The sequence below is a fragment of the Paenibacillus cisolokensis genome (assembly GCF_050481165.1).
GTDB classification, from domain to species: Bacteria; Bacillota; Bacilli; order Paenibacillales; family Paenibacillaceae; genus Paenibacillus_AH; species Paenibacillus_AH cisolokensis.
The window spans coordinates 1-15720 of record NZ_JBCNFP010000019.1; the positions used below are offsets into that span (position 1 = coordinate 1).

The following is a 15720-nucleotide window of genomic DNA, read 5'->3' on the forward strand; positions in this document are numbered from 1 at the left end:
CACTTATGTAATTTAGATTTCATTTTCGATACAGCGGGCGGCGAATGTCGCCAGCTTCGTCCCTTTGCCGGACTGGAAGCTTTCGATCGCTTTGATCAGGCCGATCGTTCCGATGGAGATCAGGTCCTCCAGGTCTTCGCCGGTATTGTCGAACTTCTTGAGGTTGTGAACACGAACCGATGTCATCCTCATGCTGAATAAATTGTTGGCGTTTTAACTCATCTAGTGCTCCGACTGCAGTAATCTGTACTTCGTTCCCGTCAAAACGGATCAAGATCTCATCAACTAACGTTTGCACGATATGACGCTTATCCTCAAAGGTCAGTTGATCTCCGCCGCTCTCCACAAACATGCGGATGAATTGCGTAAGCTCAAGCGTCCGGGATGCATTACGTTCTGTCTCCAACAGTTCAGAACATTGCTTCTCGTAGCCAGCGAGTTCATGTTGCAACGACTTTAGCCCGGCATTAATGTGCTGCATTTCGCTTAACATCTCTTGCTCGTCGATGACTTCCCGCTTAAACATGACTTTAATTTTTTCTTTTTCCTTTTCTTTTTGCTCGATTTGCCGTTTGATTTGGTCCGCGGCAGACCGCAACTCCTGATGAATTTCTTGCGATCGGCTGTGTAGCCTTTCGATATAATCATCGGGGTTGGACAGTGTTTCCAAGATTAGCCGCCATACGTAATCATCGAGCATATCGGCGCGCAGCGTTTGAGTCGGACACTTTTCCACGCCTTCGCCATACTTCTTTGGGAATTTATTGGGACACCGATAACAGGTGTAACGGATCTTTTCTCCCGTTTCTTTCTGGACTCGACCCGTGTAAGTCGTTGCTTGCCACATCCGGCCACAATGTCCGCAACGAATCATTGATTTCAATAAGTAATCATATTTGACATTTCCAGATTTCTTCATATTTCTCTCTTTCTGCGCTTGCGCCAATGCAAATAATTGCGGATCAATGATGGGAGGGACCTCGACCAGGATCCAGTCATTTTCATCGCGGAACTTATAAGTTTTCTTCGGATTCCCGTTCTTTGTTTTTTCTCCCCGAATTTTACGTGTTTCCCGCCGATTATAATAATACTTGCCGATATACACTTCCGATGTTAACACACGCCGAATAGAACTGGCGCTCCAATTTCGGCTTTCACCGCGTTTCGGCACGGCTCCGAGCGAATACAATCGTTCCCCGATCTCCCTGAACGTATAATGATCGTAGACATACCAATGATACATTTTGCGCACGAATTCGGCTTCCTCTTCGTTTATCACCAACGTATGCTCGTGAAGGTCATATCCGTATGGAGCCACCCTCATCGGCATAATTTTTTTCTCTTTCTCCACCACTTTGAGTCTACCGCGAACGGTCCGTTTTTTAATTAAGGACAACTCATATTGAGCAATCGAACTCATGAGATTGAAAAACAGCTGCCCCTCCGGAGTATTTCGGTACTCCGTATCAACGAAAACAAGTTCAACATCACTTCTCTCCAGTTCGCGGCAGAGGATTAATTTATCGGTCAAATCTCTGGTTAAACGGTCGGGATGAGTAACAATCAACCGATTGATGATCCCTTGCGCGACATCCTGCCTTAATTCATTCATCGCCGGACGGTCGATGTCCTCGCCCGTAAATCCCTCTTCACGATATACTTTTAGCATTCCTTCTGAAAGCCCCATGTCTCTGGCTTTTCGAAAGCAAATCTCAACTTGCGCATCCAGGCTGGTGCCTTCCGACGCTTGCATACCCGTAGAAACCCTGGAGTAGATCGCGGTGTACATGAAATATGCTCCCTTCTGACCCTTGCTTATAAAACCATGTATTTATATCCCAAGCAACAAAAAAACCGGCTTATTCAGTCGGTTCCAAGATCAATCGTTTTAAGATATAGTCGATTACTGCACTTTTGGCTTCGTTGGCGGACAAGGAGCTTGAGGGTTTTGGAACCGCGGAAGACTGAGGGACGTATACAATTTTGATTGTCGACATTCGCACCATATTCCTCACCTCAATACACCTTATTCCGCCGGACAATTGTCCTAACACAACTGCATGATGTTTTCAATAAACTTATAATCTGTCTTCATCAAAGAGAAAGAACCCGAATGAAGCAGAAAAAAAGCTCCTTCAGGTTCTTTGTATGAACAATTTATTGTAAGCACAGACGCAACCATGCTATCTGCATCAAGCGAAGCTTTCCCAACCGGGAGTCCGTGATTCGGCTAATCGGCGCCATGCTTATGGAATTTATACACAAATTAGGACTTGATCTACGCTCCAACTACCTCTGCATTCTTGTTGATGGTATCAATAATACCGATAATTGCTCGTGCATCGTCCAGATTATTACTAAACAGTTCCGTGATACTGCCGACCGAGCGGAATGGCTCCTCTTGGAGTACGGATTTTTCAAGAATACCGTTTTTCACTACATAATCGATAATCAGCTTCACAAACCGTAGTTGATGGACATTCAGACGGTTTTCCTGCAGGAATACCGTGAATGCTTCATTCGCGGCTTCCTGGTCGAGCCCTACGACCGTCCGTACAAGCTTCGTTACCGGTAAGTCTTTATATTCCCGCTCATAATCTTCTTTGGTTCCGAGTTCTGCCCATAGAATATGTTCAAGCGTCTCCAGATCTTGTTTCGTGATCGGTTTGTTGTTGCGCAATTTATAGATAGCGATTTGATCCTTGTTCGTTTGTAAATACTGGTTGACCTTTTTACGGTAATTTTGCAGGTCATTGGTGTTATAGAAGCCTCTACTTTCCTCTACAGCAAGCCATTCATCTTTGAAGTTCGTATAATAGATTTGTTGTGTTTCCCGTTCCAGGAATTTAATGAGATCCCGTAAAGCAACACGAACTTTCTCCATTTCGAAGATGTCCGCTTCTTCCCAGAACTCTGTCGTCAAGACCTTCTCTATGACATGTCGCTGTGCGACGACTTGAGGAATCGTACCCAACTTGGAGAGTTTTTCTGCCGTCTCCATGACTTTGCGAAGCGGCTTCACCGATTGTGTTCCCTGAAGCTTAGCCAATTCGATGATCAGCATCATATAGTCAAACCGCTTTGCTAATTCGTCATGGTCTAAAGAAACGACAAGAGGAGCAATATACTCCTTCAAATCCCCCATATCAGTATCGGTTAAGGAGCGCCATGTAGCGTCATTTTTATACTTATGGACATACTGGATATGCTGTCTGATGCGAAAATGCTCCTCATTTAGCGCACTCACGCTATCCTTCAACAATTTCACCAATTCCGTGCGATGTTCTATATATTCGGGTTCCTGATAACGCAGTTGTTGAAGTTCACGTACAATCTGAGTACGAACATTGAACAATTTTTCCGATAAGGTCTCGGCAATATCGGTATCCTTCCCTTTCGGATTGGCCCGGAAATACTCAAAGTTACGGCAGAAATCAAAGATCAGGAATTCCTGCTTGTCCTCACCAATACCATGTAGATCTTTACACAACCGTGTCCCTCGGCCCACCATCTGCCAAAACTTCGACTTCGAGCGAACTTTCTTGAAGAATACCAGATTGACAACCTCAGGGATGTCTACGCCTGTATCGAGCATATCAACGGAAACAGCAATTTGAGGAAGCTTGTTCCAAATGGAAAAATCATCAATCAGAGATTGATAATAATTCGTTTTGATATCAATGACCCGTGCAAAATGCCCCTTTAATTCAGGATACAGGCTATCGAACCGCTCTACAATTGCAACTGCATGCCGATGGTTTTTGGCAAATATGATGGTCTTGCCCAGCTTATCTCCGCCTTCTACCTTCAAGCCCCGCTCCATAACAAACTGCAGCACACGGTCTATCGTATCCTGGTTAAACAACCATTCGTTAATCGCTGCACTATCAATATCCCGCGGCTCCTCTTCTTCATCCTCCAGCAACACTTCTTCGTATTGCTCTTTTTCCTCTTCGGACAGATCATCGTAGCGGATGCCGTCGTCCATGATCTTGGTTGTTGTTTCCACGGTACGGTAATCCACCAAATATCCTTCCTTGACTGCTTGCTCTAGTTCATAGGCAAAGGTTGGAACACCATTTTCCAGACGGAACACGTCATATGTGTTTTTGTCGACTTCATCTTTGGGAGTTGCCGTCAAGCCCAGCAGGATAGCATCAAAATAATCGAATATGGCCTTATATTTCTTATAGACGCTTCGATGCGATTCATCAAGGATGATCAAGTCAAAATGACCAACCGTAAACAGCTTTTTGCCGTCCTTCCGCTTGACCTCGTCGATGGCATTCATCATCGTCGGGTAAGTGGAAAAAACAATTCTTGCCGTCTCCGGATTGTCCTTGCTGTCAAGCAGGTTGCACAGTGTCATGTCGGGCAAATACTGGCTGAAGCTGTTTTTGGCTTGGCGAACAAGCGTTGTACGATCCGCAAGAAACAGCACATTCTTAACCCAATTATATCGGCTCAGCACATCAACAATGGCGCTCGCAGTGCGTGTTTTACCGCTTCCGGTCGCCATGACAAGCAAAGCGGTCCGCTGTCCTTTATTTAATGCATCACAAACCGAAAGGACTGCTTCATGCTGATAAGGGCGATTTACAATGGAGTTGTTGATTTGTACTTCCTGCAACGGTTTACGGATCGAGCGCCGGTTGACGAGCAACTGCAGCTCATCCTGACTGGCGAAACCAGATACTTGCCGACTGGCATAGTGAAGATCATCCCAGAAATTTATTACAAATCCATTGGTATAATAAATCAACGGACGCTGTCCATACCGCTGCTCCAAACAATCCGCATAGAGCTTCGCTTGCTGCTTGCCCACATTGGGATCTGCGCTGGTCCGTTTCGCTTCCACGACGGCAAGCGGCTTCCCGTTCTCACCCAATAACACGTAATCGACATAACCGATCCCTTGGCCGTTTGGCATGCCTTGTACTTCAAACTCTTCCAGTACATTTTTCTGGAATGTCCATCCGGCCAGCTTAAGCTCGAGATCGATGTAACGTTTGCGAGTCTCGAACTCGCTGATTTTATCCGGAACAAAGTTGTACTCCTGCGTGTTCTGCGCCTTGCGCTCGGTCAGCAGCTTCCGAAGCTCTTCATTTTCTTTGATCAGATCTTCCAGCTTACGGTCTTTTGAACCTAAACGGTCGTATAAATCCTGCAGCTCCTGAGGCCTAACTTTTTCTTGTTGCTTGTTCTCTTCCATCAGGAGTTTTTCATCAAAGCTTCTTGCGGTATATTCGACCGAATAGCAATAGTCGATCCAGCTGATGAAGTTAAACAGGTTGCGAAGGGAAAGGATCGCTTCGCCACGGCTGATCGTTGCATTGGAATGCACGGCGACATTTCCTAGCTTCGTAATATATTTCAACTGTGGTAGCATGGACTGATCGATTACGCGGAGAAAAGTTACATCGTGAATCAAGCTTGACAGATTGTCTTGATAAGGGACCTTCAAGTCGCTATCGTAGGTAAACAGCCATTTGACAGCAAGCTCCAGAGCCCTACGGCTGAGAATAGCGCTGGTCGCGGGACTGACGACCAACGCCTTTTCTGCCTCCATACATGCGCCAGCAAAGCTGACATACGTTTTATTTTCACTGAGAAATCCAAAATTCGTTAGCTGCACATCGCCCATCTAGACCGTTACACCATCCTTCACTGTCAATTCGCCCTTGAAAGCTTTTTGAAGTAGTGCTTGGAAGTTGGTTTCTAGTTGTTGAAGTTGTGCGAGGTGTTTTTTCTTTTCTTCAAGGATTGCTTTAAACTTTCTTTCATAACTATCTTGCAGTTCCCTTGGTGGAATTAAAATAGCGATGTTTTGCAATTCCTGCGCGTTAATATTGGCCATCCCAATAATATTTTTACACATTTCTTGTAATACTTTCTTACCATGCTTTGAATTTAAGTAACCTGAAATAAAATAAGGATTGCCTATGTCATTTGTCCTTACTCGAACTATATATCCAGCAATAGCCATTTTTTCATCACTATCAAAAACGGCCGTCTTTCCAACTAATTCTTTACTGTTTGTACGATTAAAGAGTAAATCACCCTTTTGTACCAGGTACTTCTCCTGCTCCTTATCGTCCAAATCAATATATTTAAGATTACTGTAGTCCATATAACCTTGATAAGTAATATTATTCATACGCAAGTACGGAAATTGACCCGTACCTTCATTTGCTTTTTTACTAGTTCCGTAGTTAGCTTCGATAATCAAATCTTTTATTGTACCTTTAGGATAACCTTTTTGATTTGTTGCTGGATCACCAAACATATCCAAAAACACAGCTTGAACTAATTCATCAAGCTTGGCTATTGCTTGTTTGCGTTTGTCGATTATGGCCTCAGCTTTGTCTAGAATATATGCAATTTCTTTTTGTTGCTCAAACGAAGGTAAAGGAACTTCAATATCTTCTAAAACTTTTTTTTGAATATGTGGAATTGTCGCCCCAGTACAATTTTCTCTTAGGAATAAACTCTTTGATCGAAGAAACTTTGCTATATAAGGGATATAGTTATTGGAATCCCGTGGTCTTAATACGGCTAATGTACTGCCTATAATCCCTGTGAGATTATAACCAATCGTACCCGCATTGGCACCGTCCCATGCAATCAATACATCATTACTTGTTACGTATACACCATTATCAATTCTGTTTACCATTTTAATATTTTTATCATTTCGTAGGTCTTCAATCTGTAAATATCGAACCATTTCGTTTGAATCATTTAATTGAGTTTCATCATATTTTTTTCCTTTAGATATCGTAAATAAATCTCCAATCCGTTTAACTCTCACCCCAACAACTCCTCCAGTTCCTCAAGACCTTCAACTATTTCCTTCTCGAGTTGCTTGATCGAAGCGAGTATGACCTTCGGGTCCTCGTACTGAATTTCCTCATACTCTGTTTCCTTATAGCGATTAATGCTGAGGTCATAGGCATTGTTCCGAATCTCATCAACCGGAACCAGAAAAGACTTCTCAGTGCGTTTACGCTCCTTCTCAGCATCCTTATTGCCGAACCGCTCGATAATATCTGGTATATCGTTCGTATCAATCGGATTCCGCTTGTCATCAAGCGAATAACCGTCCGCTTTCATATCATAGAACCATACGTGATCCGTCCCGCCAGCACCTGTCTTGGTGAAGATCATAATGGCTGTCGACACCCCGGCATAGGGCTTAAACACACCGCTTGGCATCGATATAATAGCTTCCAGCTTGTGATTCTCGACGATCTCCTTGCGAATATCTTTATGAGCTGTACTGTTACCGAACAAGACTCCATCGGGCACAATGGAAGCGCAGCGACCACCGACCTTGAGCATTCGAAGGAAGAGGGCAAGGAACAGCAACTCCGTCTTTTTTGTACGGGTCACACGCAATAGATCCGCTGCTACCGCATCCGCATCAAGCGACCCTTTAAACGGCGGATTGGCTAAGATTAGTGTATATTTGTCCTTGTCGGTATTGTTTTCATTCAAGGAATCACGGTATTCGATATTCGGGTTATCCACTCCATGAAGCAGCATATTCATGGCACCGATACGAAGCATCGTACGGTCCATATCAAAACCATAGAACATATGATTATTGAAATGCTCTTTCAATCCCTGAACCAGGAATAGGTCTGCATGATGTTTCCGCAAATATTCTCCCGCGGCAACGAGAAATCCCGCCGAACCAGCAGCCGGGTCACAAATAATATCTTCAGGCGTCGGTTTCATCAAAGCAACCATCATTTCGATAATGTGTCTCGGAGTCCGGAACTGTCCGTTCGTTCCAGCTGTAGCTACCTTGGATAGCAGATACTCATACAAATCCCCGTTAGTATCTCTATCCTTCATGTCAATCGTATCGATGCCTTCGACAATGCGTACAAGCATATTCGGAGTCGGGATCATAAAGATGGCATCACCCATGTATTTGGCATAGGCTGAATCCTTATCTCCGTGAAGCGTCTTGATGAAAGGAAACACTTCGTTCGAGACAACATCATACATCCGCTGAGGATCGAACAATTTAAATTGACTCCAGCGTAAGTGTTGCTTGTCACTTGGAAATAATCCGGTAAAAGGTAACGACAGCAGCACGGATTCATTTTCCTTACGCGTTTCCGCTTCGTCCAGTCCTTTAATGAACAACAAATATGTAAACTGTTCGATCACACTTAATGGGTTAGTGATTCCGCCGGTCCAAAATGTCTCCCAAATCCGGTCTACTTTTTGCCTTAATTCACCTGTAATCATAACGATCTCCTCTGCATGTAGATTCTTGTCTAATTATACTACGGACTGTCCTAATATGACATGTTTCTGCAAACTAACAAAATACAATCCAGCTTCATTCATCCGATAACCGAACGTCTCAGACCAGGCCTTAGCATAAGCCTGCACTTGCGGCGCATAAAACCGAACAAACTGCTCCAATTTGCTCTCATCCAATTGATCCGTTTTGAAGTCGACGATCACCCAGCCATCTTCCTCTTCGAAAGCGAAATCTATTACACCCTTCACCAAGAGATTGCCGCCGTTATTGGACTGATGCGTCAATTCCGCGGCAGCTGTTTCCGACATCGTTTGCTCGGTTGCGGGATAAGACATTGTCTCCCCATTGCTCTGAACCATCATAATCGGGATTTCAAACAATCGCTGCTTCGCTCTCAGACTACGCTGCCAGAGTTCACTGTCTAGAACTTCATGAATAATAGGCAGGGCATCAGTCGCGTCCTTCTCTGATACTCCTTCGGTCTGGCAGAGGTATTGAACGTATACAGGCAATTCGCTCATCGGAAGACCTTTTCCAACTGCTTCAAGCCCCTTATGGATCACGCTGCCGAAAGATTGGCCCCTCCCAGTGGCTGACCATTCCGGCGTGTCGCTCATGCTCTTCGTCAGCCCGGTAACGGTTGATTCGGCATAAGTCGGTTGGCGCAGTTGATGGAACACCTGCTCTCTCTGGGCCAAGTAAGCACCTAGATCAATGGATGAGGCTTCGGACCCGGATAAACCAGATGAAGTTGTCCCAATTACAATATCTCCATCAAGTTCCCGATCATACTCATCTGTTTGAACATCCGATTCCGGAACATCCAACTCCCGGATTAGCTCCATCCCATCCATGAGTGAACTCCACGGGCACTTGGCAGGTTGTTTGGGGTAGAGACTGACGACTAGCATTTGCTTGGCCCGCGTCGCCGCGACGTAAAGAAGCCGATCCCGCTCCGCGAGCATGAATGCACGCTCCCGCACGCTCATCGCTTCCCAGCCGACCGGCTGAGCAATCGTATCTTTCTGAAACCCTTTCGATTGCTGGATCAGGAAATAGCCCGCGGCCTCAGCCTCCGAACGATCAACAAACTGGTCGGCGTCATGATCCTTCTCCCCGCAAGGACAAGCGAGAAACACGATAGGCGCTTCAAGCCCTTTTGCCTTATGCACGTTCATGATCCGTACCGCTTGCCCTTTGCCTGTGTAAAGACTGGCGGTTTCCATACCTTGGCTCTCCCGAATGGCCGAAATCGCATGCGCCAGTTCATGCCAATCCGATGCGAGCATGGCGTCACGCTGCAATCGCTCCAACATCTTAAGCAGTGTTCCAGACCGATTTGCTCCAGCTTCTTGCACCGTGGAATAAGGCAAAAGACCGGTATCCTCCAGAATGCAATACAAGGCTGACCATGCAGGCATTTCTTTCACCCAATCGGCATATTCCCGCAATTTACGGCATGCAGCGACAACTTGACTACCCTGTTCAGCTGACTCCTCAGGCAGCCGATAGATAGACCACACATTCCCTAGAGCACGATACGCCATTAGTTCCTTGTCGCTAATCCCGAATAGAGGTCCGCGCAAGACGCTCAGCATCGCCACTTGATCGGACGGATCGGCCAGGTAGAGGGCCAATTGTCCCAGCGTATGAAGCTCGGGGTATAGAGCGGAGCTTCCGACAGTTTCCGCAGCAACGCCCCGCTTCTCCAATTCTTCTGCGTAGAGATGCAAATAATGCCTCGTTCTTGTCAATATAAGAAAATCGCTGGGCTGCGCCTCTCTGAGCACCCAGGATGCGCCATCCCGCTCCTGAATAAGCAAATTTCCGTCGCGGCAAGCCCACGCGATGTATGCGGCAATACGCTGTGCGTCAACCGCCGCCACTTCATCCTTGCCTCCGGGAATTTTCGGGTAAGTGAGTGCATAAACCCCGTGATCCGCGCGCTTATTCCCCTTTGGATTCGGTATATTCGTTTCCATCCGGACATACGCCGCTTGAACATCGGTTTCCCGGACGGGAAGCTTGCCGACAAATTGCCCGTTCACAAAATCGCCGATCGCATCGACGGATCGGAAATTGCTGGTCAAGTGAAGCACATCTCCACATGCTTGAATCCGCGATTTCACCTCGTTATAGATGGAAATATCCGCACGGCGGAAACGATAGATGGACTGTTTCGGGTCTCCCACGAGGAACAAGGAACCCGGCTTTGGAGTAAGCTTCCGCCAATTCCGTTCATTCGGATCATCGCCGGCCCCCGTTAAGAGAAACATCATTTCCGCTTGGACCGGGTCGGTGTCCTGAAATTCGTCGACCATAAGCCGTTGGTAGCGCCCGGCGAAAAACGCGCGAACTTCCGGGTAATCACGCAGAAGACGGCAGGCATTCATCAGCAGATCCTGAAAGTTCAGCTTCCCTGCCTGCAATCGCCGTTCTCTGCAATAATCCAATGCAGGCAGGACAAATTGAATGACTTTCGGATACAGATATTCCCGCCACGATTGAAGGAAGGGGAATAGGACCGTGATTTGCCAATCGTGAAATCGTTCGGATATGGCTTTGGCTTGCTTCTTATCCGTCCATTTGTACTGCTTCACATCCAGTTTGAAGTCAAACATCTTCGCAAGTGTTAGCATCAACATATCGTCTTGCTCATTCGACAACCGCAGCATACGATTAGCAGTACGCAGTTTTGCCTGAAGATTATCCCACCCTTTTTCCGGTTCAGCTGTCGGTAGAAACCTGTTGGCTTCTTCAATCATGGGAAGCAAGGAGAGTCGGATGAGGTTGAAATCAGGACGATGAACCGGTTCGCAAGGGATTTGGAGATCCGTAAAAATAGATACCCGATCATAGACATTCTTCAGGATGCTGACGTCGATTCCCACCTCGGTAAAGGAGGCAAGTGCTTCACTATCTCCCTCCTGCAGCTGAATCAGATATTCGTCCCAGCATTGATCGTGGAACGCACGATTCATTTCATCATCCATTTCTTCGAAAGAAGGGTCCAATCCGGCCTCAATCGGACGCTCCCGAAGCATGGAGGAACAGAACGCATGGATCGTTCCAATGAAGATTTGGTCCAGATTGGCCAAAGCTTCTTCCATTCGTTCTCTAGTTTCGCCTTCAACATCAGCCGCTTTCCGCTCCAAAGCAATACGGAAACGCTCCTTCATCTCATCCGCCGCTTTATTCGTAAAGGTGATCGCCGCAATATGCTCCATCTTCGCCGTTCCGGACTCGATGAGTGCCAGCAATCTGCCGACCAAGCTGGTTGTCTTGCCCGAGCCTGCACCGGCTTCTACCAGAAAAGTTGTATCAAGCTCTTCCACTATCCTCTTTCTAGCTTGTTGATCGGATGGTTCATTCAATGTTCTCCACCTCCAGCAGCGTGTGCAGTAGCTCCGAATTCACTTCGTCCTTTCGCTTATCGGCCATCATCTCTGCGTGCTCTCTGCATACAGTCGCATAGTCGCAATATCGGCAGACCACAGGATTTGAAGCGGGAATAAACAAACCCTGTTCCATCGACGAAAGGATTCCTCGGATCACCGCGGTGACTCGATTCCGTTCGGTTTGCGGGCGTGCAATCACTTGCCCGTGCCCCCGTTCGCTTGGAAATACGTAAGACGCTTCAAGCACTTTTGCTTCTGAATCCACACCCGTTTGCCGCATCCAAAGCTCCGTCCCCATTGCGTAAAGCGCATGTTGCAGCTGCGTGCCGCCTGCGAACATGCCATTTTCCTTGTAAGGCCGAGGACTGCCGGTCTTATAGTCGATAATTCGATATTGATGCGGCGCAACTTGATCGATCCGGTCGACGATCCCGCGCAGCGTAATAGCCATGTCCTCGCCAAGCTCAAGGTGCAACGGCTGGCCGTCCACGATGAGCTCTTGTTCGAAAAACCGGGGGGCCGTCTTAGCCTGCAATTCCATGCGATAGAACACGTCCACATCCCGGAGCATCGCTTGCCGTTCCCTCTCAAACACATGAGGGCTCGGTGCCGGAATCCGCTCGGCATACGAGAGAATCGTCTCCTCCGCAATACGAAGCAAACGGGCATGATCGTGTGTAATAGGCACGGCTTTACTTGCGCTGACTTCCGTCATATAACGACGATAAACCTCGTGCAGCAGCGAGCCTCTTTCATTCGGCTTCAGCCAGGAGGTACGGTCAAAAGTCACCTGATCTTTCACGCGAATCCTGAGCACATATTGGAAAAAGTATCGCATCGGACATTCCGCGTACTTCTCCAATTGACTTGCGCTAAGCGTCCGTTCGTCCCGGCCTTTCCAATAATCAGCCCATTCATCCCCCGCTATATATCCGTCATGCTCCGTCACTTGCGAGCTGCCGCGTGCCTCGAGTGCAAGTCTGCCTTGACGAAGCGAGGGATAGACCGATTCGATGAAGGATTGCCGGTCCCTCATAAGGTTTACATTCGCATGGATTTGTCGGAAGACGTAATGAAAGGCGTCCAATGGCAGTCCATTTAGCTCAGTAGAGGATGGCTGCTCTACATCCAAATACCCGACAGGTTCGCCTAAGCTTCGGTGCAACATCTCATAGTCCGCATTCGTTTCTCCGGATACTTTTCGGAATACCTGTAGAAGTTGAAAAGCCGGGCTTGCTGTCGCTCCTTCTGCCAAGTCATACGACGAGAAGCTAAATGTGATATTGCCGCTTATCATCCCAAGCCGACCATCACGAAGGCGTTGCCGATCTCTTTGTCTCTGCACGGCTGTTTGAAGCCCGGCACCGATCCGTCTGCACTCTTCATCGAGAAGCATGGGATTTTGCCTGATATTCCCGGACCACGACTGTTCATCCATCCCGAGAAGAAACGTATGTTTTCTCCCGCTGATCCCCCCGTTCGCCAAACTCGATATGTACAGGAATCCGGGCTTGGGTAACCGTTGCACCCCGACTCGAAGTTCCTGCAGCATGTCTCGGGCATACAAGAACATTTGCTGAAACGGCATCGAGTCCGGAACAGGACATTCCTGCAGTTCTTTAGCGATACCTTTCATTTCTTGCAGGACGATCGCATCCTCTTCCGTTCCGCATACACCAAATCTATCCAAGATGTTAACGAGCCATCCCCAGATTCCCTTAGGAGATGAGAGCGCCGCTTCGTCTGGAAACAATTCTCCCAGGAGGTTTGTCAGATGCTTCTTGATGTCGTCATCCCGCTGTTGTTGTTCCGTCCGCTCCCGTTCTTCGGGTCTTTCATCTGCATCCCCTTGGAACCGAACATGCCCCGACCCCAGCAACTTGATATACCGTTCTTTCCCCCAGCCGATTCCGCTTTTCTCCAGGGCTCGAATACAATCCGCATTCGTTATTCCTTGGTCACGATCGGAGAACGTGATCAATTGCTGCTGCAGCATCAATACGAGCTGCCGCACCTGATAACCGGACTCCAACCAGTTCAGCAGAAAATGTGCGGCTCTTCCCATTCCGGATGTAATCACAGGCAGCCCGTCTGCATAGGAACAGGGAATACCGAAAGAAGCACACATGGTCGAAATAACCAACGCATATTCTTCATCCGGTACGATCATCTCCACTTCATCCAATGGCATCCGGCCCTGAATAATGCGTCTCAATGCTTCGCGAACCTCCGCCAGCCTTCCGGTCGCATGATAGAACTGAACCTTTCCGAACGGCATTGTGGATTGGACGTCAGTGAAGGAAGAAACCGCTATAATCCTCGTCATCCGTCCGTTTGACAACCGCTCCAGCATTCGAGCGGAAACCGGTGAAAGCGGCATAGGGTCTGGCAGAATAAGCTCCACGTTTTCCGGCAATTGGGTTGGTATATGCGACAAAAGGCCGGGGAAATCGATCCAGCTCCGCTGATTCAGAAAGCGCTCATACGCTGACAACACCTTTCTGACATAGCTGCCTTTTTGCTGGCTCATAAAGTGGTCGTCTCGAAGCTCCCCCGCACTCACTCCGGCACGGCGCAGATCCATAATGGCTTGGTGAACATGCATGGCAATACCAGGCTTTACTTGATCCACCGCGATGTAGGAATCCGGCTTGGAAGCCATTTGTTCCATGACATGATGGATAATCCAAAAGGACCGCTGTTCCCCGATTAAAGTCAGCCCTTGTTGATACAGGGAGAACTGAACCTGACTTCTTACAAAGGATTGAACCGTTTGGACTTCCACATTCATAACCGGCCCTAATTCCCGGCATATTCGCATCAACCAGGACTGTCCTTCGATGTAGGAAGGAGCAATAACAATTTTGCGGCGAAATGGCTCTCTACGGATTGCATCATATAAACGTTCTAGAAACGTGCCTGCTATTTTCAAAAGGGACACCTTCCTTTCGTCTATCTTTCAACAACAGCACCTTACTGCCCATACAACTGTCCCCAACGCTGTAGCTGTTCCTTAAACTTTTCCCGGACAGATGCAGGCTCTAAAATCTCCGCTGAAGGTCCGTACTGAACCACCCAATTCATAAACTCCCGCTCGTGGTTGACGGTGACCTCGAATAATAAGCTGCCGTCCGGCAGATCGGTCATCTTCGGTCTCACGAACAATTCTTCTTCCTTCACATAGCGGGCGACATCCGGATGGAATTTAATCTTAAAAGTGATTAAAGAATCCCCGCGTTCAATCGACCAGGTATGCTTCATATACTGAGCAATGTTAAAATCACCCTTGTCGAATCGATTACTTGTCAACTCTACATGGCGGAAACGGCTTATACGAAACGTGCGAATGTCCTGCTTGGAATGACAATAGCCGATCAAGTAAAACCGTTGATCCCGCGGGACCAAATAGTACGGATCAATTTGGCGCTCCGTCAATTCATTCCGGCTCTGGGTATGGTAAACAGCCCTGATCGTCTTACTGGCGATAGTCGCTTCCATGATGGGCAGCAAGAAGTTGGCACTGTTCTCCCGATAAGCCGGGGTGCCCATTTGGATCATGTCTGCGACATTTTCCAGTGTATCGTACCGCTTCCGGGTTTCTTTCACATGGGTAGCCATCACCTTGTCGTAGGCGGATTCAAAGCCTGGAGGCAATTTGCTGGTGTCCAACACGGAGGGCAGGACAGAGAACACCAACGCTTCCTGCTCCGTGAAATTCAGCGGGTACATGGCGAAATTACCGACAAAACGGTACCCTTTTCCGTAACCCTCGTTTGTAATCGGTGCGATCAAGTCCAAAATCCGCATGTCCCTATAAATCGTACGATCCGTTGTCTCGCATTTGTCCGCCAGCTCCTTGGCCGAAATCCCCGGATTGGATTGAATGGCGAGAAGTATTTTAAAGAGCCGAATCACTTTATCCGTCATGCTATATCTCCTATCGTGGCATATAGAATGTAAATCCTTATCATCATTGGGATTCTACGCTTTACCTGGTTCTTCCTGCCTATAAGGAGAAAACCTGAATCCGTGACAAACTTA

Annotated in this window: 6 protein-coding genes and 2 pseudogenes; all 8 read right to left on the reverse strand. The window is 47.4% G+C overall.

Annotated elements, in window-relative coordinates; translation table 11 throughout:
• Positions 1–15 precede the first annotated feature (15 nt).
• Positions 16–192 (reverse strand): annotated as a pseudogene (locus ABEV74_RS03900) (sigma factor); the annotation flags it as partial.
• 490 nt (positions 193–682) lie between these two features.
• Positions 683–1789 (reverse strand): annotated as a pseudogene (locus ABEV74_RS03905) (recombinase family protein); the annotation flags it as partial.
• Positions 1790–2278: 489 nt separating this feature from the next.
• Positions 2279–5644, reverse strand: coding sequence for a DEAD/DEAH box helicase family protein (locus ABEV74_RS03910; protein ID WP_430143555.1), 3366 nt, complete (start codon positions 5642–5644; stop codon positions 2279–2281).
• The gene (locus ABEV74_RS03915; protein WP_197186974.1) at positions 5645–6811 is read right to left on the reverse strand and encodes a restriction endonuclease subunit S; all 1167 of its coding nucleotides are present in this window, start codon (positions 6809–6811) and stop codon (positions 5645–5647) included. It abuts the gene before it with no gap.
• The gene (locus ABEV74_RS03920; protein ID WP_430143557.1) at positions 6808–8262 is read right to left on the reverse strand and encodes a class I SAM-dependent DNA methyltransferase; all 1455 of its coding nucleotides are present in this window, start codon (positions 8260–8262) and stop codon (positions 6808–6810) included. The genes ABEV74_RS03915 and ABEV74_RS03920 overlap by 4 nt, the downstream gene beginning before the upstream one ends.
• 33 nt (positions 8263–8295) lie before the next feature.
• A complete protein-coding gene (locus tag ABEV74_RS03925; protein WP_430143559.1) occupies positions 8296–11655 on the reverse strand; it encodes a UvrD-helicase domain-containing protein in 3360 nt (1119 codons plus the stop codon).
• Positions 11648–14611 (reverse strand): PD-(D/E)XK nuclease family protein, encoded by a 2964-nt coding sequence (locus ABEV74_RS03930; RefSeq protein ID WP_430143561.1) that lies wholly within the window; start codon positions 14609–14611, stop codon positions 11648–11650. The genes ABEV74_RS03925 and ABEV74_RS03930 overlap by 8 nt, the downstream gene beginning before the upstream one ends.
• 41 nt (positions 14612–14652) lie before the next feature.
• Positions 14653–15606, reverse strand: a complete 954-nt coding sequence (locus tag ABEV74_RS03935) for a helix-turn-helix transcriptional regulator (RefSeq protein WP_430143563.1) — start codon at positions 15604–15606, stop codon at positions 14653–14655.
• Positions 15607–15720: the final 114 nt, after the last annotated feature.